The organism is Sporosarcina sp. USHLN248 (genome assembly GCF_037144575.1).
In the GTDB taxonomy this organism is placed as follows: Bacteria; Bacillota; Bacilli; order Bacillales_A; family Planococcaceae; genus Sporosarcina; species Sporosarcina contaminans.
This window is the reverse complement of record NZ_JBBCZC010000017.1, coordinates 25,890-46,541: the sequence shown is the minus strand read 5'-3', so window position 1 is coordinate 46,541 and position 20,652 is coordinate 25,890. Positions and strand designations below refer to the sequence as shown.

Sequence of the window (20,652 nt, the reverse complement as noted above, 5' to 3'; positions counted from 1 at the left end):
AAAGGAGAAACGATAATGGACTTAAAAGAAAAGGACATTGAATTCATTATCAGTAAAGTGCAGCCTAAAATATCTGCCTCGTTGTCTCAAACAAGCCCCAATTATAAAGATGACCTGGAACAGGATTTAAAAGAAATGATCATCCGTAAGATAAAAGAGGGGAGAATTGACAACAACGTCCCTGGTTTTTTTGAATATCTGAACAGAAAAAAACAAGGACATTATAGCTCTTGCTTTTCTTTTCTTGCACTTTTAGACCTAAAATTGGTCAAATAAATAAACCTCATCTAAAGATAAAGAGGCTGGGACATAACTAGCTTTAAACAATGAGAAAGGTGAATTTGAGTACGCTCAAATTCACCTTTCTCTATTTTTGCGTGTGATCCCTACTGTTGGCCGTGTATTTTCTTAGATTCACGGCCATTAGCGCAAGGCCCATTTCGTTTTCCACTTTCGATTTCCCTCGAACGGAAAATCGAGTAAAACGCAAATTAGCCTTCAAAAATCCAAAAACAGGTTCAATTTTTCGCTGACGATAAATTGAACCTGTTTTTTCTTCTGAAAGCTTTTCTCTTACATATTCTTTTGCTGTTCCCACTTCTCGTTCACCATAAGTGTTCGATTGTTTCCTTCTTTTGCTTTCGTACACAATGAACGAAATGGGCACCCTGAACAGTCTTCACATTCGTAAACTTTAAATTCTCGCGTGAAACCAGCCTTATCCGTGCGGACAGAGTGATACTTAAATAGGAGGCGCTGCTGATTCGGGCACGTATACACATCATTTTCTTCATCATACTGCCAGTTTGCAGAATTGAACTTGTTCTGTTTGTACTTCTTCTTTTGTTCTTTTAGGTACATCCCGTATGTAATTAACGCCTCCCGTTTACGATTCGAGAGGATATCATCGTAGTTCTGTTCACTGCCATACCCTGCGTCTGCGACAATATGCTTCGGTAATTCAAAGTAGTTCTGCTCGATTACATCCAGGAAAGGAATTAAGGTGCGTGTGTCTGTCGGATTCGGAAATAGACTGTAGGCGAGTGCGTATTGACCTTCGGTGGCAATTTGTACATTATAGCCGGCCTTCAATTGGCCGTTTTTCATATAGTCATCCTTCATACGCATGAAAGTCGCGTCATGGTCTGTTTTCGAATAGCTATTTCTTGTGCCAAATATTTCGAAGTCCTTCTGGTACTTCCGTTTTCGCGTGATGAAATCGATTAGGTTTTTGCGTGCCTGCTTTGGAATTTTCCGTTCACTTCTTAAGGCTTTGCGTTCTTTGACGTCCGCTGTTCCTTCAATTTTTTGATCATACTCCGAAATCACTTCGTCCACTTTTTGAACCATTTGAGCGAGTTCTTCCGGTGATAATTCCTCTTCGCTTTCCCGTTCGATTTCCGGCATGATTTCTTTTTCAAGTAGTTCATTATAAAGATGATTCGATTTTTCAATTAAGCTTTGGTGATATTGATCGACAGACTTCTTCCAGACAAACGTAAATTTATTCGCATTTGCTTCAATCTTCGTACCGTCTATAAAAACCGCTTCGTGATCGATTTGTTTTTCTTTGATCAATTGGCAACGAAATTGGACAAAACATTGGCGAATGAGATCTTTCACCTCTGAATCAACACGGAATCGATTGATTGTGCGATAGGTAGGTTCATATCCTTGAGCCAGCCACATCATACGGATACTATCTTTTAAAAGTGCTTCAATTTTGCGTCCCGAAAAGACAGATTGCGTGTAGGCGCATAAAATAATCTTAAGCATCATGCGTGGATGGTAGGCAGGGCAGCCCTCTTTTCGAAGAAATGGTTCAAATGCTTCGTAAGGAATGCTTTCAACTAAATGATGGATATGGAAGGCGATATCATTTTTTTGTAGTTTCACTTCTAAATCTAAAGGCAAAACGAGTTGATTCATGTTATAATTTTTAAACATAAGGACCCTTCTTTCCGATAAGTATTGTGTAGTGACTTTATTTTATCAGAAGTGGTCCTTATTTTTATTCGAAAATTATCGAAGCCGGTGAAATTTTACTCGTCGTAAAATTTCACCGGCTTTTTCATTTCAGAGGTGGGTTTTGTCCCAGCCTCTTTAATAAGCTACATTGGACATAGTGTTGAGTGTGTTTATTCTTCCTTGAATCCAAACGATTGACCTACGTTAAAACAACAAATTATAAAATCCCCTTCGTCAGCTTCACTTTTACATTCCGCGCCTTTAATAGGATACTTCCATACAGTGATTGTGCTTCATAACCGGAATAAACCGGCACTATATCTCCCCCGAATCCCAATTTGAATCGACGAATGTTTTCATCATCCGTTAGGCCACCCATATCATATACTTTGCATCCCATTTCTTTAAATAACAGCATGCTTTTCCAAATAAGGTACCGATTCGCGATGCCTAAATTTTTTTAGAAGGCTGATCATCTTTCAGTCGAAAATGTGAGGCAGAGTATAGATTGTTTACAAGATGCCCATCGGTAATATAAACACGATAACATAATGTTTCGCCATCCGAATCTTGTAAATAGGTAATCATAAGTGCGTTTTGTTCACGCAATAACTTCATCGTCTCCAAATGATACTCATTGCAAAGATCCGTCCTTTTGTCCCTTGCAAACGCATTGTAAAAATCTTTAAATCTTATTAAGTCGGAATCCGTCGGACTATCTAAAGCGATCAATTCAAAACCCTTTTCCATCGCGCGTCTAATTTGCCTTCGGGTGGAGCTGTTTGTCCCTAACAATAACTTTTCCTCGGATTGCAATAAATCAATTTGATTGGTTTCAAAACGTCGAAGGGATGGTCTATGAACGGAGGAATGTAAATAACCAATAATAGCCGCCCCATCATTTCTTAAGGTGGGTGCTTCCCCTTGATTGAAGTAAAATGTCTTAATACTTGTGTTAAAAACATTTCGTTCAATAACTATGATTGATATCACCTCGCACTTTTGGATTCAGTGATTCATTCGATTCATACTGTAACGCAGCTGCCGCTTCTCCCATGTTCATGCTTTGCATGCCATATCGTTCACGCATATCGGCTACATGGTGAAGTATTTTCTCCAAAAAAGCTATATTTTCATCTGTATATTTTCCGAAATTATGAGGATGCCACCATAGATGATACACTTCTCCACGCTTAGCAGCATGCTCTATTCCCTTAATAATTCTATTGAGCCGTAGTTGTTCAAAAGCCTTCAAGTTGGGATGATATGGTCTTAAAAATCTGCTAGATTGAATATTGATCGGACAATTTAGGTCTACCTGTTGAATCTTGAAAGTATGATGCCCCGTTAGATTGACGTAGCAATCTATTAGCCTTATGAGACGTTTCATTTTGTTTCTGCCTTTATATCCACTAGCATGATAAAAGCGACTCTGTTCGTTTCCACGATATGCTTCGATCCCCATCTGTTTGCAAATTGTTAAATAGGAGCGGTTCGTTTGATTCCTCGGAAAGACGAGCGATTTTATGTTTAGGTTTTTCAAACATGGAATATTTTTCGCTGCTTGTATATCCGCCTTGAATTGATCTGCATTCTGCCCATTTTCCAAACAATAAAAATGTGAAAATGTATGTGTTCCGATTTCCTGATGAGGAACTTTTACAATCTCGCAAACAAGTGATTCCCCGAAGTGATAGTAATCATTATCTTCATGATCCCCAACATCACACATCTTTCCGAAAGGCGAAAAATTTTGATCTACATAAGTGGGAAGAAGCGTCGGAAAGTGGTCAATCAATGTTTTTTTATCGGAGAAACAAAGCATCCCTACCGTTGCCCACGTTGCGTGAATATCGTATTGTCGAAACAGAGAGAGGATTTTTGGAATTGCTTGTCGGACACCTAAAATATTCTCTCCATATTGTTCTTTCGTAAAGACATCGTGGACTCCCCAATTCAGCTCAAAATCTAAAGAAACAATAAATGCCCCTCGATCACTCATTCCTTCTCCTGCTTTTTCCAAGTAATTGATTCCTCAGAATGAGTGTAAGTTTCCCTATGATCGTATTTGCCGTATAGCCGGAATAGACTGTGACCGCAACTCCCCCGAAGCCTGTTTTAAACTTGCGAATGGATGGTTCGTCCGTCAATCCTCCCATATCTAAGACTTTAACCCCTTTCATTTTAAATCTAATCATATTTTTCCAAATCAAAAAACGGTTTGCTTCACTTAATTGGCGTTTCGTCTTGGGTAGAGTCTTTAAGAATGTATTCGATGCCGAGTAAAGGGTCATCGCCATTTCTCCGTCTGTCACATATACGCGATAACAATAAATCATCTTGCAACTTTGATCTGCCATATACGTGAAGACCAAATGCCCCTTTTCAGCTAACTTCTTCATTGTTTCTATATGATAGAAACCGCATCTATATGTGTTTTTTAATTTTGCATGCCGATTATAAAACCTTTGGAACTTTTTCAACTCTGAAGCAGTTGGATTTTCCAATACAATATACTGCATCTGTTGTTTTTCCGCTTTTCGAATTTGCCTTCTGTTTTCCTTTTCAATCTCCATAAGTAATGTTTCCTCGCTTTTAAGCAAGTCAATATAAATTGTTTGGAGCGGCCTTGTACCCTCAATTTGAATACGAGCGTGAGAGAAGCCGGTTAAAGTATCCTTGCTTTTCATGGGGACAAGTTTTTTAACGAAATATTGATGACAAATGCTTACACACAATATTTTCCGTTGTATGGATATCAAAGCGGCCTCTCCTATAGACGATAATTTTCAAACAACTGAACGTTTTTCTTGCCAAATATCGTACGACTTGCGGCAGATTTTTCAATTTGGAAACCGACTTTTTTCAATATCTTAATGCCTTCAAAATCCTTAGCTTCCACTTCAACTAAAATAGAATTTATAAGATGTTCCTTATGAACGAATTCACATATATCCTGTACATTATGCTCATTCCAGCCCTCTAGCCAGATCGCATTTTTTCGCAATTCTTTAATATATGGAATGTTCTTCAGCCTGAGCACTTTTCTGTTTGCCCAAACGATCTCTCCCTCGCCACGCTCGCCCGTTCTGTAATAGCCTTGGTACCCTCCGTATAACTTCGTACAAACAGTCTTTAAGTCTTGGTTATTGAATCTTTTATTATAAAGAGCATCATTCAATTGCAATTCCGAAAAACCTTTACCAAGACCTGCCTTTTTCGTCCTTTCCACTCCCTTCTTCATAATAAAAGACTCGTCTTTCTGCCAAATGGATGACTTAACAGTACGAAACAACTGTCGAAATGCCTCTTTTCTCGCATTCCGATCTGGATTTCTGAACAGTTTCATAGTCATGTATTTCATATAACCTAATGTATCCCTTTTGAAAAGCACCGTCTTTCGATTCTTTTTCAATCGTTCAATGCTTTTTTCTCTCATTGATCGTATAATCCTTCTAATAGCGGAGCGGAATCCTTTTGATGAGAAGATAAGCTTAACAGCGTGATCAAGATGCGTATTCCATTCAAATTTATAGGGCTCATATCCAATGCTTAAATCAAAAATGGTTACGTCCGTATTCACAAAACGGATAATCGATTCTTTTTCTAACATTCTACCGGGGCTAAACGATTCAAAATCATCGTCATATCCTAAGACAAAACTTACATACCGATTACGGCATGAGAACCCATAAGCAAATGCAATCATTTTTCCCTCAACGTAAAGTGCATCGACGACTGGTCTCATTTGGCCACTATCCGTTTCCATCAATTTCTTATAAAAGGTACGTTCCGCCTCATTCGTAAAACCACTTGTGTCATTTTTCTTTTGCCATCTTTTATCATGCAAATAAAAAATCGTGTCCATTTCTTCGACCGTACACACTCGATGTTCCACTTTGCCCAATAAATGCAGCCTTTTTTCTCTCCGTTCCAACCGGTGCAGCTTTTTCCGTTTTTCCAAGTAGTGATCCATTTGAATTTTATTTAGATTAATGTATGGAGCAACAACCTTATGAAAACTGTATCCGTATTTCCCTCGTTTCAAAAGACTTATTAAAGTTGGATACGTCGGACTGCTTTCCAAAATACCATGCAAAATAAATAGAGCATTCGGTTCCTCTTCTATCATTTTTTCAAAACAGAATCGAATCGTTTCGTTTCGATCATCGTGCCGGATTATGAAGTCCATATAATTCGATTGCCCATACCCAATCATTTCATAAATAACACCAAATAAGCTCTTCTTTTTAATGAAAGGAAAAAACCCGATATAGCTTCCAAGTTCGTTCTGTATTCCAATCACTTCAATATTTTTTTGGCTGCCTAAGCATTCAATCCAGAGTGAAATCCATTCAAACTCTATGAACGGATTTGAATTTTGATTGTCTTCTAAAATTTGAGCCCATTCGCCTCTAACCTTGTGTAATTGTTCCAATGTATTGATTCGAATAAGCTTCATTGTATCGCCCTTCCATCCTAAACTCATTGCATAAGAGAAAATCATTTATTGTTTCATCCAAGCCTTCCGAAATTGAATAGATAGGGTGCCATGAAAGCTCCTTCCTTGCCCGTTCATTGGATAAGACGCTTCTATGCAACTCACCATCCCTATAGCTTAAAAAAGAAGGGGGAGCATCCGAAGACAGCTTTTCTGAAATCATTTCATACAACTGTCTTATGGAAATTTCCGTGTTGGAACTCACATTGTAAATTCCTTCTTTTTTCGCCACAATTGCTTTTAAAACGGCATCCGCAATATCCTTTACATATATGAAATCCCTCGTTTGAGCTCCACCATAAATAATACAATTTTCCTTCTCTACTATTTTTGATATAAAACGGCCAACAACGCCTGCCTCACCTTGTGTATTTTGCTTTGGCCCATAAACGTTCGAAAATCGTAAAATTGTTGAAGTAAGATTGTACTGTTGCGCAAAATTAACAATATATCTTTCAGCTGCATATTTCGATACCGCATAAAATGATTGCGGATTAACAGGATGCTGTTCACTAATTGGCAAATGGAGAGGTTCCCCATAAACGGCAGCTGAAGATGCAAATAGGAAATGATCAACACCATATTCAACGGCATATTGCAGCAATTTCACCGTTGCTGCCGTATTTGTTTGAAAATCGAAAAAAGGCTCTTTCATGGAATGCACAACAGATGTCTGGGCAGCCAAATGGATGACAATATTTGGTTTTTCTGTTTCGACTATTTTTTCAACAAAACAATCATTAATATCAAAATGATAAAATTTGACATTCTCCGGAAGATTTTCACTTGAACTTGAAGACAAATTATCGATTATGGCAACATCATATCCCTCTAAAACTAATCGGTTGGCAACATGCGAACCGATGAAGCCGGCCCCCCCTGTCAATAAAACTTTCACTAACGATCTTCCCTTCCGACAATTGATTTGTAATAGTCTACCGTCTCGTTCATCATCTTTTGAAATGTGAACCGCTCTTTAAATAGTTCTCTTCCACGTTTGCCCATTTCAATCCGTAAATCATAATCCACTACAAGTTTTTCAATTGCTTTTTGCAAGCCGACTAAATCTCCTACACGAACTAAAATGCCATTATCAGTTGTGACAGCTTCTTCCATACCCCCAACATTTGTTGCAATAATTGGTAAACCAGCCCGCATCGCCTCCAAAACGGAAAGCGGCAACCCTTCATATTGCGAAACAAAAATAAAAATATTTGCTCTTTCTAAAATCGTAGTAACGTCTTCTTGTCTTCCCTCGAAACGGACTCTATCAGCAATTCCACTCGCTTTTGCAAAACGCTTCGCATTTTCCAACTCGGGACCGTCACCGACAAATTGCATTGTCCAGTCAAGATGTTGTAAATGACAAAGCGATTGAAGAAGATCCATTTGCTTTTTAGGATGTGCAAAGCGAGCAACCATCACAAGATTGAGGGTTTTAGAGGATGCTACTGCCCTCTTATGCTTCACAAGTTCAGGCACGCCATTCTGGATACAAACGATTTTCCGGTCAGGAAGAACCTTCTGTTGAAGAGCTAATTGTCGATCATACTCAGAGACAGCAATGACACCCGACGTAAATTGTCCTGCAATCCTTTCAACAAAACGGTAAAATACCTTTTTTGATCTTACTACACCATCGGTAAACGACCAGCCATGCGCTGTAAAGATAACTGGTATATGGAGTGACTTGGCAGCCATCCGGCCAACAATACCGGCTTTGGAGGAGTGCGTTGCCACAAGGTCAGGCTTGAGCATTTTTAATAGTTTTCGTATTTCCATAAAAGCTTTCACATCATCTATTGGCCGTAAATCACGGATTAAATGCTGAACGCAATGAATCGATATATTATCATGTAACTGATGTGCATTTCCGTCTGCCCCTGTAACTATATGAATCGTATGTCCTTCGGATTGTAAATAATTTGCGAGGTCGCGAACATGGATTTGCGCTCCTCCCATATGCTCCATATTCGTAATGATTTGGACGATTTTCAGTTTTTTATCTACGACTGACACCCTATCACCTTTACAAAACGGAGACATTTTAGTGGCACTCAAAAGGATCCGTTCCCTTTCAATACAAGCTTGACCGTTGATAGAATTACCTTTACATCCAAAAAGAACGATTGGTTATCAACATAATAGAGATCATGTTCTATCTTTTTGCCATGCTGAATTTCAGAACGGCCGTTAATTTGGGCATAACCAGTCATGCCAGGTTTCACTAAAAGTCGTTTGCGCTGATGCAAATTGTAATGTTCTGTTATTTCAGGTATTTCCGGTCGCGGTCCCACGATGCTCATATCGCCAAGTAAAACATTGAACAACTGTGGCAACTCGTCCAAACTATATTTCCGTAGCACCTTGCCTATTGAAGTAACTCTCGAATCAAACCCACTTTTAAATGTAAAATCTTCCGGCACTCCTTCATCCCACTCATATCGATGATCGTCGATTTTACGTTTGTCGAATCTCATTGTTCTAAACTTATAAATTGTGAATTGCTTATTATTCTGCCCTGTCCTTGTCTGTGTGAAGAACACAGGGAATCCTGAAGCAATTGCGATGCTTATCGACAGGACTATGAATAAAGGAATACAACAAAGTAGTAGAATAGAACTTGCTACTATATCAAAGACTCTTTTTCCAAATTGTATTTTATTTGCTGTCAAAGGCTTTGTATCTACATGCCACTGACTTTCTCGTTCCAATTTCAACCCCCTCCGCTTCTTTCTATGACAAACACAGGAAATTCTTCCTCACGTTATATATTCTTGCTAATCAATCGTATGCATTTAGATGCACTTTCATTCGAGCGATAAGGCAATTAAACTAAGTATAATTTCCCCAATAAAAAAGCATGCACGGAATCATCCCGTACATGCCACTTATTTCAGTACGCCTAAGCATCATCTATTTTCTAAACGATAGAACTCTCTGCCTGACATATCGCATTATAAGTTTCGACTCGTTTACTTTTAATAGATTCAAAAATAAAAAGTATACAACAACTCCTGAACTAACAACGGTCGCCATTTTGATCAAAGGATTCCAAGCAAATAGTACATAGCCATTCAAGCCATATACAACTACCCCCATAACCGTTGAAGCTGCCAATACTTTTCCGAAAGTGATCAACATCCTTTTTAAACCAAACTCTCCAATTTTCCTTCTTAAATTGATAAAAAGCAAAGTGGAGCAGAACAGTGCTGAAATGCTTGTGGCGAGTGCAAGTCCACTAATTCCCATGAAGAAAGATAGTATAAGATTTAAAACGATATTACAGAATACTGCAATAGCAGCATTGTACATAGGTGTTTTCGAATCTTGTAGAGAGTAAAATGCCCGATTGAGTATTTCTCGGAAAGCGTAGCCAATCATTCCGATTGAATAGAAAAATAGCGCATGAGCAGTCATCTCAATCGCCAGCGCATCAAAATGTCCACGTCCAAAAAGCAATTGAATAATCGGTTCCGCCAAAATCATAACACCAACGCTCGCTGGTACGACAATGACTGTTATAGTAGACAACACATCACCGATCGATGCTTTGAAATCTTTCATATTTTTTTCTGCTGCCATATTGGATATGAGTGGAAACATTACTGAAACAAATGAAATGACGAAGATACCTTGTACAAAATCATTCAATCGGCTCGCATACGTCAGAGCAGAAATCCCGCCTTCTGTTATAGTGGAAGAAATGCTTTTGTCTACCATTAAGTTAATTTGATCGATTGAAATGCCAATCATAACCGGAAGAACAAGTACAAAAAGTTTTTTAATATGCTTATCTGCAAAATTAACAGTGGGAACATATCGATAGTTCGTTTTGCGTAAAGCGGGGAATAAGAAAAGCATTTGAATAATGGCTGCCATTACACTGCCAATGGCTAAAAAAAGTATATCCAATTGATCGCTAATCATAATTGAAATAATAATGATTACATTAAAAGGCAAACCGATCATCGCAGGAATGATAAATTTGCCTTTCAATTGAAGAAAGCTTGTAAACAATTGAGTTAAGCTTGTGAAATAAATGCCCAATAAACCAATTTGAGTGAAGAGAATAGCTGTCTCCAAAGTCGCACCGTCAAAACCGAACGCAAACAGTTTGACGATGGAATGCGAAAAACAAAACCCTAAAACAATAACGACTGTAGTGATCATTACTACAATCGTTATAAGGTTATTTGTAAAATGTAACGCAGAAGGATGGCCTTTTTCATGCTCAATTTGTTTAAACATCGGGATATATGCGGTAGATATGCCTAAAATAATAAGACTGAACAATACAGAAGTAATCGTTATTGAAATAATATAAGCATCACTTGTTGAAGTAGCACCATAAAAATACGATAAAGTAATATCACGCAGAAATCCAGTTACTTTTGATAGAACAGCAATTATCATTAAGAGAAATGCTGTTTTTTTCATCGTTTCAATGGCAAGTCCTTCTTTGCTATTTATTTATCGTACACACTTCTACCTATGAAAAAAAGAATTTATATTGGTGAATGGATTTCATAATTAGATTAACCGTTCCAAAACCCGAATAATCTGATTTCCGTTACAGGCGTACCCTTCCGCGGGCATGGCTTAAGTCAATCGAACCACGAAGAGTTCGATTTGCCGTCAAGATTAATTTCCAAGGTCTTTTAACCGACAATGAATCCTAAAAACGTTGATCTTCGTTTCAATGCAGGCGCTTTAATCAATGAGTTAGAATACAACTATTTATGCAGAACTGAAGAAAGTGTATTTGCTCCTTCTTCGCTACTACACGTTTATCAACAGCTACTCTGTTTCAACATAAGCCTCATAGTAATGATGGTTCTTATCAAGCTTATAATTGTTTAGTACCGCTCCGACAATATTTGCTTTTGAATGTTGAAGTGCTTCGATTGCTTTCACCATATTCCTTTTTTCTGTCTTGCCTAAGCTGACAACTACGATTGTCCCATCGCATTTTTCCGATAAAACTTGTGCATCTGCAACTGACAATAACGGAGGTGCATCAAAAATAATTAGATCATATTTCTTTTTGGCTTCTGCAATGAATTGATCCATACTGCGATGACTTATCAGTTCAGCCGGATTGGAAGGTATTGGACCGCAAGTAATAATATGCAGACCCTTTATTCCTGAATCTTTTACTACATCCTCGATACTCCAATTGCTAAGAAGTAAGTTCGTAATGCCTGGAGAGATAAATTGATTAAATGTAAAATGCATCGTCGGCTTCCGTAAATCCGCATCGATTAATAACACTTTTTTCCCTTCTTGAGCAAATGCGACCCCAAGATTTGAGGCGATTGTAGATTTCCCTTCTCCTACGGAAGCAGAAGTAATGAGCAGCGTTTTAGCGCCCTTGTCTTTTATCGAGAAATTAATATTCGCTCGAATGGAACGGAATTGTTCCGAAAAAACCGATTTGAAATAGCCCATCATGAGCATTCGACCGGAAGTGTCCGATTTTTTTCTTTTGATCAACATCTCTCACCTCTTTTCAAATGACTTTTTCTTCTCGTGTTTTGTAGCAGGGCTTACGAAGCCAAGTATTGGGATGCCGATCAATTCCCGTATATCTTGTTCTGTTTTAACCGTCGTATCGAACAGTTCAAGAAGAAAGGTCATTCCAATGCCAATCATAAGTCCTAAGACAGCAGCTATTACTATGTTAAGTGGGGTATTGGGAAAAACGGGTTTAATATAGGTTTGATCAATTGCAGGAGATAGAATCGTCACATTATCAACATTCATTAAGACACTAATTTCATTTTGAAATACTTCAGCAGTCATATTCGCAATGGCCGCTGCGTTTTTCAATTCCCGATCTTCAACAACTATATTTACGACTTGTGAATTTTGCTCACTCGTCACTGCTATTTTCTTCGCCAGTAAATCTGGAGTCGTTTGGAGATGTAAGTTATCAATTACTTGTGATAAAATGACGGGGCTTTTCATAATGACACTATACGTGTTGATCAACTGAAGATTCGTTTGGATATCTTGAGCATTTAATTGTTCTCCTCTATACTCTTTTGTGTTAATTAACATTTGCGTCGAAGCTTTATAAATTGGAGGCAAGAAGAAATAACTAACGACTCCTGTAGCCGATACAAAAAAAACAAATAGAAAACTATTTAGGACAAGTCTTTTTCTAACCGCCTTTACAAGCTGCTGAATACCTATTTTAGCGTCCATATTCACCCTCCAACTACTTAACGATTCCTCTATCATACTTTCATTTGCTTAAAACGGATTGGCGGCAATGGCTGAAAATTCGTACCGAGCAAGACATGTTTTGCATTCTCAATAAAGTAATTTTGAAGGTCATTCGAAAACTTTCGTCTAATATATTGATAGCCTTCTTTTAATAAAAAGGGGCGGCGTATTGGATGATGTGCATCTGATGATATGAAATGCACTAAATTATGTTTGATCATCTCCAAAGAACATTTTTTTGCAGCCCGTCCATTTGCACCAAATAAGCTATTTGCGGTAATTTGAAAAAGAATACCTTTTGCCACTAACTCATACAGCAGCTGTTTTTCCTTTTGCAAAACAACATTTCTTTCCGGATGAGGAATGATCGGCATGTAGCCTTCAAGTTGCAAAGAAAAGAGGAGGTCAAATGTAAACTCGGGAAAATGATCATCAGGCAGCTCTATTAATAAATACTTACCGCTATCAGCTAAAGCTATTACATCTCCATCTCTCATTGCGTTCATACAGCTAAAAAACTGAACTTCTTGTCCCGGAAAAATCACGACAGGGATCTGATTTCGCATGAGTTCCTTGTTAAAATCGGCAACTGCTTGTTTAATCTGTTGAGCATAATTCCTATATTTATCGTTCAAATGCGGAGTAGCAATAATATGGGTAATCCCGTTTAAGGTTGCGTTTTCAGCAAGCAAGATGGCTTCTTCAATAGATCGCGCTCCGTCGTCCAAACCGGGTAGAACATGATTATGAAGATCGACGATCATTGAATATTGCGCCTCCTTCCACCGAAAATATAGATCGGAACGGAAATGATATTCCTTACCAGTCCTATAATATAGCGAATATGATCAGTATATTCTTGAACACGACGAAATATTTCTCCTCATAAAAATGAAAAAATCATCCCCTCAAACGGGAATGAGTTATATCCATAAAGCGTTTTCTTGTCCTGTTCTGCCCTGCAGGCAGGCTCCAATTATCCCCCATCAAATGAGCACAATAACAAACGAATCCAACAGTCGAAATTATTTCATTTACGATTAACAAAAAGTATTATGAAATGATGTATCAAAACAAATCATTGTACAGCTTCCTCATTGGAAGATCATTCACAACCTTTTTACGGAAAAAAATCCGTCGAAGCTGAACGGCGCTTACTACTTTAAGAGTACCCGCCGTCCGAATAACGATGTAGCTATATGATTTCCTATATACTATAGGCTTGTGCAATGAGGAGAGTAAATGCCTCGACTCCAATATAATATAAAGCGAAGAGGGAGTAGTTTTCTTATAAACATACTTAAAAGGTTATTTATAGTTAAATACCGAGAGTTCCTTCATCAAATATTGGAAGAATTCTTGTTGCCTGAACTCGATATTGTTGGACTTGCAATACTTTTAAGTACAGGTCCATAACAATTTTTTCCCGTAATGTGCTGAACGTTCCTTCTGGTTCAGTTCGTACAGGTGAAAAGTCAAGTTCAAAGAAGTTAGCTCCTAATAATTCTCCATATGGTTGTTCGTTGTACTTCACTAAGTTTTGGAAGAAATATTTATCCAATCGAGGAACTGTATCTCTTTTCTCATTTAAGAAATGAGCTTTGCTGCTATCTGAAACTCCAATAACTGGGAAGTTGAGGAATTCACCTTCCGTAATTTCTGCAAATCCGGAAAACGGCACATCAGCAATTCGATCACGAAGTGCTCCATTGCACGCGCTCGATGCATATTCGATATCCTTGCGAATGAATCCTGCTACGAACAATTTAGCTCTCGTCACTTCAAAGAAGTCTGTATCACCGATTTGTCGGAATCGAACAGGAACTAATTTCACCTGCTCTAAAAAGACATTCTTTGTAACCCGCTTAATTTCTGTTGCAGGTGGTGTCAGTGTAATATCCGTCTCTACAACGATTTGGAGCTTTCTTTCCGCCAAAACGGTAGGGACTTTAATCGTTGGCGTACGGACATCTTGTTGCAGTGCTACCGGATCGTCGTCTAAAGGAATTTGCTGCAACGATAATACTTCACATGCTGGAGTAATATTGTTTTCTTCTACATTACTCATTATTTGAATCTCTCCTTCTCTATCTTTTATTTACTTACATTCATACATTATGTTTATTTTGCTACTGCGCTCGGGCAATATTCTCACTATTGTCTTATGTAATCGTCTAAACACAATTGTAGTTTCTATTGGAATGGATGAATTCATGAAACCTAAAAAAGATGACCCTATAACAGCGCACAGGTCATCTTCTCTCCTATTCCTTAATATGCATTTCCTGCTGTTGCAATAATTGGATCTTTAATTCCAATAGAATACTCTCAAGTAAGCAGATTGGTTCTGTCTTTTGTTGCTCTTGAGTGTCCAATTCACTATACCGAATGTTTTGCACAATGACTCCATCCAAAGAAAGAATGCCTCCAAATGCAGCACTTGCTCCGTCGTGTAGCGGCTTTGATAATCGAGTAGGTGTAAAATGGCAATTTTCTAAAACGATGTTTTTCGAAATTTCTTTAATGCTTATGACCTTTTCATCAAACAAAATCGATTCTTCCATACTTATTTCAATGCAATACTCTCCAACAACGAATGGAACTTTAATCCTTTTATAATCTCCTTCAATTTCAGTCCGTTTGGATTCTCCTTTTTTCTGTTTGCTATGCAAAGGGATTATATTCGATTTGAATGGTTTATTTTTATGCTGCTGGACATTCTTTTGAGAGGCATTCGAAACTGTTAGTACTTCATGAATGGAAGAGCTTATTAAATGACATGTTATTTGCTCTAAATAATGGGCAGTCGTGCTTACAAATTTTGTGTCCATTTGAATGTTTTTTGTATTGTCGGGGTCTACAAACTCAAATGTATGTTGGCTAACCTCGCCAAATAAAGGAGCATGAAGAAAATCATGAACTTCAATCATTGTGGAAAACGGGATGTTTGTAGTTTTAGAATGTATAGCATTCGATCGTAATAGCTGATTGAGAGGTTTAATCGTTTCATCATCGTGATCATCCATTTTTATTTGCGTATGTTGCGTCCGTTTTTCTTTTTGATTAGCTATTTCTTTCAGGAGACTAACAAACCGTTCCACGGCCATTTGTTTGGATTCGCTAAGGGCGTCATGTTCGTCTTCTACAGGTATGTCGATGCTTTCATTTGATCCATTGCAAGCAGATGGAGTATCCGAAGTTTTAACAATTTCAGCTTGTAAAAACGCATTGTCAATTCGCTCATCATTCTTTGTCAATTGAACTCTTTTCAATAAATCTATCAATTGCTCCATCATCATTTGTTTCGATTTCCTATTTTCTTCGTAAGGTTCAATAGCCATGTCAGTCCCGGAATCCTCATGGGAGATTTTTGATACCGCCATTTCAAAGTGGGAAGTGGACATTTTCAGAGTAGAATTATGTATAGAGTCCTTTTCAATTTGTGAGTGGACTACATGCTCTGCATTTTTGGAAATTGCTTTCTTTATATTTTTAACCTGTTTCAAAAGTTTTAGTAATCGTTCCACTGCCATTTGTCTATTTGCTCTCTCATTTTCATAGACCTCATTAATACGCTCCAAATCATGAATCGATTGAAGAGGAGCATCAGTACTAGAAAGCTGAATAGGTTCACTCTCTATCATCATATCGGTCGTTGTTGAGTGAACCGCCTTCATGTTTTCTATCCGTTTTAATGCATGTAGTAGCTGAGTGAACCCGAAACGCATCGTCATATTTTCTATAGTAAATAGTATCCCCGTATTTATGAACGTATGGTCGATTATGTCTGATGTGCTTTCATTGATCGATTTAGAACTGTCAGCAGGAACACAACTAAGTTCGTCTATTTCAGGTTGCTCTATATCATTTTGAACTTGAACCATTTCAGCGAATTCCGTCACCGGATCTAATTCGGAAAGGATTTCAACAGGGAATCTTTGGCGATTGTCTTGAAGATCCTTTAATTTCTTTACGAAAGGATAAATACTAGTTGCTTCAAAATCTTCCGTATGTTCATCAATGGAAGTGGAACACTTTTTTTCTGAATGCTCCTCCAACTTTTCGCGAATAGAACTGTCGATTGCTGTTTCTTCACTCGCCTCCCCTTCGACACCGACCGTACTCACTACAAATTGGCGAATAAAAGCTCTCCGCTTAATTTCTTCTGAGTTCATCCACGGAGTTTTTATGCCTACCACTCCTAACTAAACGAATGTCACTATTACCTTATGCTTTGCCGCTGTTCTTTGACCACTTGTTAGGAGTTGCTATATTAGTTATATACAGAGCTCATCTTACTTTTTGCAATATGTAAGTATTGGTTGATGGAAAGAGTAGAATGAAATCAATAGGATGATTTTTAATTTGGCAGGAAGGAGAACGAACAATGATTAGTAAAGTAGGTCAAATCATGTTGTATGTTAAGGATCAACATGGCGGCAAAGGAATTTTGGACAGAAAAAGTAGGGTTTCGTGTCATTTCAGAAGAAAACAATGGACAAGGTATAAGATGGATAGAAGTTGCTCCAACTCAGGAAGCCGAAACAAGCATCATTCTCCACGATCAAGATTTCATTTCCAACATGTCACCAGATGTAAATCTCGGAACCCCTTCTTTATTATTTTTCACGAATGAATTCGATCAATTGTACAGTGACTTATTAAACAAAAACGTTACAGTTGTAGATATTATAAACATGCCTTCAGGCAGAACATTTAATTTCGCAGACGGTCATTATTTTGCGGTCATGGAACAATTGTGAGTTTTACAATATATTAGGAAAGAAGAAGTGATGTTATAAGTAGTTTTTTCTGATATCTTCATAAAAATCCTAACACCAAAAAAAGAGCTGTCAAAACAGCTCCAAAACAGCTCCAATGTAAAGCTTAATTATTTTTTATTACCGGGATCCAAATCTCACTTATTACAGATTGTGAAGTTAAATCTTGTGTTTTAATCGACAAGATTTCCGGCCCCTCTACTACTTGATAATTGGAAGATGGAAACCATTCAGAATAAATTCTTCCCCACGTTTCCTGTAGTGTGCTTGGGAAAGGCCCAGTTGATTCAAAGATTGCCCAAGTTAAGGCAGGAACTTCTAACTGTGAATCGTTTTCAGGGCATCTTTGTGTGGTTGCCACCCCTATATACTGATCAAGCTCTCCTTTTTCCTCCATACGTTCTTCAGAAAAGTTTGTTGACGCTTGAATAATCCCTGCAGGTTCAACATTTGAAAGTTCTTTTAATTGTTCTATTTTTTCCATCGTCAAAGACTTCCACATTGCTGTAATTTCTGTGTTTTCGCCTTCAAAAATAATAGGAACTCTTTTCATCATACCGACTATGTTAAATTCGCCTTTTTGTTCGATACGGTAATTCATTTCATTTCCTCCTTTAATTGATAATTGGAAGGTCATTGGTGGAAAGGCTTTTAATTGCTGTCCGTTATTCCTCGCTTCTGATGGCGTTACACCGTGAAAGTTTTGAAAAGCTCTAGTAAAAGAGTCTGGTGAGTTGTATCCATATTTAATCGCCATATCAATGATCTTTACATTACGATTTGAGAGCTCAAATGCCGCCAAGCTCAATCGTCTACTACGAATGTATTCTGATAATGTTATCCCCGCAAGAAAAGAAAACATCCTTTTAAAATGATATTCGGAACACTGAGCGATTCTTGCCGCCAACATAAAATCTATTTCATTAGTGAGGTTATCCTCAATATACCGCATTGCATCATTCATGCTCTTTAGCAAATCCATTTAACTGACCTCCTTTCCTCATTAGAATAACAGGAGTTGAATGTTTCATCCCGACATTCCATGCCCGATTTTGTCGGATTCGTACTTTTTCTGATCTACCACTGTTTCATTTATGTAAAAGTTTCCTCAACCGTATTGTTAACAATAACTATATTCCCAAATAGATGGCATTTTCAATTATGAATGCAACTCGCCATCTCTAGATGTGTGAAATCACGTCCAGAAGTGTGGGACTATTTACTATAGTTCAAGACCCAAATAACAATGTATACTTTTCAAAAGGAGAAGTGATGTTGTCATGTGTTTAATTAATTTTCATTTTCAAGACCATCCGATCTACCGATTGATCGTTGCAGCGAACCGGGACGAGTTTTACGAGCGCCCGACAGCACCGGCACATTTCTGGGAGGATCAGCCTCATCTATTAGCTGGGAGGGATTTATCGCAACACGGGACATGGCTTGGCATTACGAAAAACGGTAGATTTGCCGCACTGACGTATTACAGGGATCCTTCTGAACAGAAAAAAGAGATCCGGTCGCGCGGTGAGATAGTGACCGCTTTCCTCGATTCTGATATGACCGCCGCTGAATTTCTAAAGTCGTTGCAATTGAAGCGCTCAGAATATGCAGGATTTAACGTGATTGCTGGCACTGTGGATGAGCTGTTCTATTACTCGAATGTTGAAAATGAAGTGAAGGAGATTTCCGCTGGGACACATGGACTGTGTAACCATTTTCTTAATACTCCATGGCCAAAAGTTATTAAAGGGAAAATGGATCTTCATCGAATTGTTGAACAAAAACGCGCGATTCAGCCAAGCGAATTGTTTGACGTGCTGCAGCATGCCGAACCGTTTCCAGATGAGCAACTTCCTAATACAGGAGTGGGAAAACAATTGGAACGGATCCTTTCTCCTCTATTTATTAAATCTGAAGGATATGGCACCCGCTCATCGACAGTCCTACTCATCGATCATGAAAATACTATTACTTTCGTGGAACGGACATACAGGGACGGAATATTTATGGAAGAACGTTCATTTTCATTCCGAATAGAGAATTAATCATTTGTAGGAGTCTATTTCGGGGATACTATAGGTGTAGCGAAAGAAAATAAATGGTACAATCTTATGATGAGCAAAGGATTTTGCATGCAACAGGAGGAAACAAAATGAGTAACGAAGAAAATTTTTGGCTTGATCTACCGAAGCCGTTTTTTATATTAGCACCGATGGAAGATGTGACAGACGTTGTGTTCCGTCACGTGATCGCTGAAGCGGCACCGCCAGACGTCTATTTCACGGAATTTACGAATACGGAAAGCTATTGCCACCCGAATGGGAGGGAAAGTGTTCGCGGCCGTTTGATGTTCACAGAGGATGAACAACCAATTGTCGCCCATATTTGGGGAGACAAGCCTGAGTATTTTAAACAGATGAGCATCGACATGAAAAAGTTAGGTTTCCGTGGCATCGACTTAAATATGGGATGCCCGGTACAAAACGTTGCAGCGAACGGGAAAGGTGCAGGATTAATACGGCGCCCCGAAGTCGCAGCTGAAATAATCCAAGCCGCAAAAGCAGGTGGATTGCCGGTTAGTGTCAAAACGAGATTAGGCTATGTCGAAATCGACGAATGGCACGATTGGCTGCGTCATATCTTGGAGCAAGACATTGCAAACTTGTCCATTCACCTTCGCACAAGAAAAGAAATGAGTAAAGTGGACGCCCATTGGGAACTAATCCCAGAAATAAAAAAACTACGGGATGAAATTGCGCCAAATACATTGTTAACGATCAACGGTGATATTCCTGACCGTGCAACAGGACTGAAATTAGTGGATCAATATGGTGTTGATGGCGTCATGATCGGCCGTGGTGTTTTCACGAATCCATTCGCTTTCGAGAAAGAACCACGAGAGCATAGCGTAAAAGAATATCTCGATTTGCTACTGCTGCAATTGGATCTACATGATCAATATTCAACTGAAGAAGAACCACGCCCGTTCAAGCCGCTTCTCCGCTTTTTCAAAATCTACATTCGTGGATTTAGAGGTGCTGCTGAATTGAGAAATGAATTGATGAATACGAAAACGACGGATGAAGTACGGCGTTTGGTGAAAGAAGTTATGGAGAATGGATTGGATTAAGCTATTCAAAAAGAGAGGTTGAAAAGTGACATTATTTT

The 20,652-nt window shown here is 38.4% G+C and carries 18 protein-coding genes and 2 pseudogenes; 4 read left to right on the top strand and 16 right to left on the bottom strand.

Annotated features, from left to right (window positions below; genetic code table 11):
* The first annotated feature begins 15 nt into the window (after positions 1 to 15).
* Positions 16 to 276, top strand: a complete 261-nt coding sequence (locus tag WFH04_RS08825; protein WP_336823684.1) for a hypothetical protein — start codon at positions 16 to 18, stop codon at positions 274 to 276.
* A gap of 91 nt (positions 277 to 367) precedes the next feature.
* Here the strand turns inward: WFH04_RS08825 and WFH04_RS08820 are convergent.
* The 15 genes and pseudogenes from WFH04_RS08820 to WFH04_RS08750 all read right to left on the bottom strand — a co-directional run bounded on the left by WFH04_RS08820 (position 368) and on the right by WFH04_RS08750 (position 16,875).
* Positions 368 to 1,929: pseudogene (locus WFH04_RS08820) on the bottom strand (IS1182 family transposase).
* Between the two features lie 256 nt (positions 1,930 to 2,185).
* On the bottom strand, positions 2,186 to 2,386 hold the full coding sequence (locus tag WFH04_RS08815; protein WP_336823683.1) for a hypothetical protein: 201 nt from the start codon (positions 2,384 to 2,386) through the stop codon (positions 2,186 to 2,188).
* Positions 2,387 to 2,418: 32 nt separating this feature from the next.
* Positions 2,419 to 2,763, bottom strand: a complete 345-nt coding sequence (locus WFH04_RS08810) for a hypothetical protein (RefSeq protein WP_336823682.1) — start codon at positions 2,761 to 2,763, stop codon at positions 2,419 to 2,421.
* 175 nt (positions 2,764 to 2,938) lie between these two features.
* Positions 2,939 to 3,991 (bottom strand): polysaccharide deacetylase family protein, encoded by a 1,053-nt coding sequence (locus tag WFH04_RS08805; protein WP_336823681.1) that lies wholly within the window; start codon positions 3,989 to 3,991, stop codon positions 2,939 to 2,941.
* Positions 3,963 to 4,544: a hypothetical protein gene (locus WFH04_RS08800; RefSeq protein ID WP_336823680.1), complete on the bottom strand. Its 582-nt coding sequence runs from the start codon at positions 4,542 to 4,544 to the stop codon at positions 3,963 to 3,965. Before WFH04_RS08800 ends, WFH04_RS08805 begins: the two co-directional genes overlap by 29 nt.
* 197 nt (positions 4,545 to 4,741) lie before the next feature.
* A complete protein-coding gene (locus tag WFH04_RS08795; protein WP_336823679.1) occupies positions 4,742 to 6,430 on the bottom strand; it encodes a GNAT family N-acetyltransferase in 1,689 nt (562 codons plus the stop codon).
* Entirely contained in the window at positions 6,384 to 7,367 is a 984-nt protein-coding gene (locus WFH04_RS08790) for an NAD-dependent epimerase/dehydratase family protein (protein WP_336823678.1), read from the bottom strand. Before WFH04_RS08790 ends, WFH04_RS08795 begins: the two co-directional genes overlap by 47 nt.
* The gene (locus WFH04_RS08785) at positions 7,367 to 8,488 is read right to left on the bottom strand and encodes a glycosyltransferase family 4 protein (RefSeq protein ID WP_336823677.1); all 1,122 of its coding nucleotides are present in this window, start codon (positions 8,486 to 8,488) and stop codon (positions 7,367 to 7,369) included. The genes WFH04_RS08790 and WFH04_RS08785 overlap by 1 nt, the downstream gene beginning before the upstream one ends.
* Positions 8,489 to 8,526: 38 nt before the next feature.
* Positions 8,527 to 9,183: a sugar transferase gene (locus WFH04_RS08780; RefSeq protein WP_336823676.1), complete on the bottom strand. Its 657-nt coding sequence runs from the start codon at positions 9,181 to 9,183 to the stop codon at positions 8,527 to 8,529.
* Positions 9,184 to 9,385: 202 nt separating this feature from the next.
* Positions 9,386 to 10,909 (bottom strand): murein biosynthesis integral membrane protein MurJ, encoded by a 1,524-nt coding sequence (gene murJ / locus WFH04_RS08775; protein WP_336823675.1) that lies wholly within the window; start codon positions 10,907 to 10,909, stop codon positions 9,386 to 9,388.
* Positions 10,910 to 11,269: 360 nt separating this feature from the next.
* On the bottom strand, positions 11,270 to 11,968 hold the full coding sequence (locus tag WFH04_RS08770) for a CpsD/CapB family tyrosine-protein kinase (RefSeq protein ID WP_336823674.1): 699 nt from the start codon (positions 11,966 to 11,968) through the stop codon (positions 11,270 to 11,272).
* A gap of 3 nt (positions 11,969 to 11,971) precedes the next feature.
* A complete protein-coding gene (locus WFH04_RS08765) occupies positions 11,972 to 12,679 on the bottom strand; it encodes a YveK family protein (protein ID WP_336823673.1) in 708 nt (235 codons plus the stop codon).
* A gap of 32 nt (positions 12,680 to 12,711) precedes the next feature.
* On the bottom strand, positions 12,712 to 13,464 hold the full coding sequence (locus tag WFH04_RS08760) for a tyrosine-protein phosphatase (RefSeq protein ID WP_336823672.1): 753 nt from the start codon (positions 13,462 to 13,464) through the stop codon (positions 12,712 to 12,714).
* Between the two features lie 554 nt (positions 13,465 to 14,018).
* Positions 14,019 to 14,768: a CsxC family protein gene (locus WFH04_RS08755; protein WP_336823671.1), complete on the bottom strand. Its 750-nt coding sequence runs from the start codon at positions 14,766 to 14,768 to the stop codon at positions 14,019 to 14,021.
* Positions 14,769 to 14,964: 196 nt separating this feature from the next.
* A complete protein-coding gene (locus tag WFH04_RS08750) occupies positions 14,965 to 16,875 on the bottom strand; it encodes a BC_2427 family protein (protein WP_336823670.1) in 1,911 nt (636 codons plus the stop codon).
* Between the two features lie 212 nt (positions 16,876 to 17,087).
* Here WFH04_RS08750 and WFH04_RS08745 point away from each other — a divergent pair.
* A pseudogene (locus WFH04_RS08745) lies at positions 17,088 to 17,463 on the top strand (VOC family protein).
* A gap of 124 nt (positions 17,464 to 17,587) precedes the next feature.
* Here the strand turns inward: WFH04_RS08745 and WFH04_RS08740 are convergent.
* Positions 17,588 to 18,463 carry an AraC family transcriptional regulator gene (locus WFH04_RS08740; protein WP_336823669.1) on the bottom strand — a complete coding sequence of 292 codons (876 nt, stop codon included), beginning with the start codon at positions 18,461 to 18,463 and terminating at the stop codon, positions 17,588 to 17,590.
* A gap of 298 nt (positions 18,464 to 18,761) precedes the next feature.
* On the opposite strand from WFH04_RS08740, the gene WFH04_RS08735 reads away from it, so the two are divergent.
* Positions 18,762 to 19,529, top strand: a complete 768-nt coding sequence (locus tag WFH04_RS08735; protein WP_336823668.1) for an NRDE family protein — start codon at positions 18,762 to 18,764, stop codon at positions 19,527 to 19,529.
* 107 nt (positions 19,530 to 19,636) lie between these two features.
* Positions 19,637 to 20,614: a tRNA dihydrouridine synthase gene (locus WFH04_RS08730; protein ID WP_336823667.1), complete on the top strand. Its 978-nt coding sequence runs from the start codon at positions 19,637 to 19,639 to the stop codon at positions 20,612 to 20,614.
* Positions 20,615 to 20,652 lie beyond the last annotated feature (38 nt).

Bases quoted from the DNA above. Each gene is read 5' to 3' on its own strand.
- WFH04_RS08730 (WP_336823667.1), top strand. From the start codon at position 19,637: ATGAGTAACGAAGAAAATTTTTGGCTTGATCTACCGAAGCCGTTTTTT.
- WFH04_RS08750 (WP_336823670.1), bottom strand. From the start codon at position 16,875: ATGAACTCAGAAGAAATTAAGCGGAGAGCTTTTATTCGCCAATTTGTA.
- WFH04_RS08795 (WP_336823679.1), bottom strand. From the start codon at position 6,430: ATGAAGCTTATTCGAATCAATACATTGGAACAATTACACAAGGTTAGA.
- WFH04_RS08825 (WP_336823684.1), top strand. From the start codon at position 16: ATGGACTTAAAAGAAAAGGACATTGAATTCATTATCAGTAAAGTGCAG.
- WFH04_RS08800 (WP_336823680.1), bottom strand. From the start codon at position 4,544: ATGGAGATTGAAAAGGAAAACAGAAGGCAAATTCGAAAAGCGGAAAAA.
- murJ (WP_336823675.1), bottom strand. From the start codon at position 10,909: ATGAAAAAAACAGCATTTCTCTTAATGATAATTGCTGTTCTATCAAAA.
- WFH04_RS08765 (WP_336823673.1), bottom strand. From the start codon at position 12,679: ATGGACGCTAAAATAGGTATTCAGCAGCTTGTAAAGGCGGTTAGAAAA.
- WFH04_RS08755 (WP_336823671.1), bottom strand. From the start codon at position 14,768: ATGAGTAATGTAGAAGAAAACAATATTACTCCAGCATGTGAAGTATTA.
- WFH04_RS08740 (WP_336823669.1), bottom strand. From the start codon at position 18,463: ATGGATTTGCTAAAGAGCATGAATGATGCAATGCGGTATATTGAGGAT.
- WFH04_RS08735 (WP_336823668.1), top strand. From the start codon at position 18,762: ATGTGTTTAATTAATTTTCATTTTCAAGACCATCCGATCTACCGATTG.
- WFH04_RS08815 (WP_336823683.1), bottom strand. From the start codon at position 2,386: ATGCTGTTATTTAAAGAAATGGGATGCAAAGTATATGATATGGGTGGC.
- WFH04_RS08760 (WP_336823672.1), bottom strand. From the start codon at position 13,464: ATGATCGTCGATCTTCATAATCATGTTCTACCCGGTTTGGACGACGGA.
- WFH04_RS08770 (WP_336823674.1), bottom strand. From the start codon at position 11,968: ATGTTGATCAAAAGAAAAAAATCGGACACTTCCGGTCGAATGCTCATG.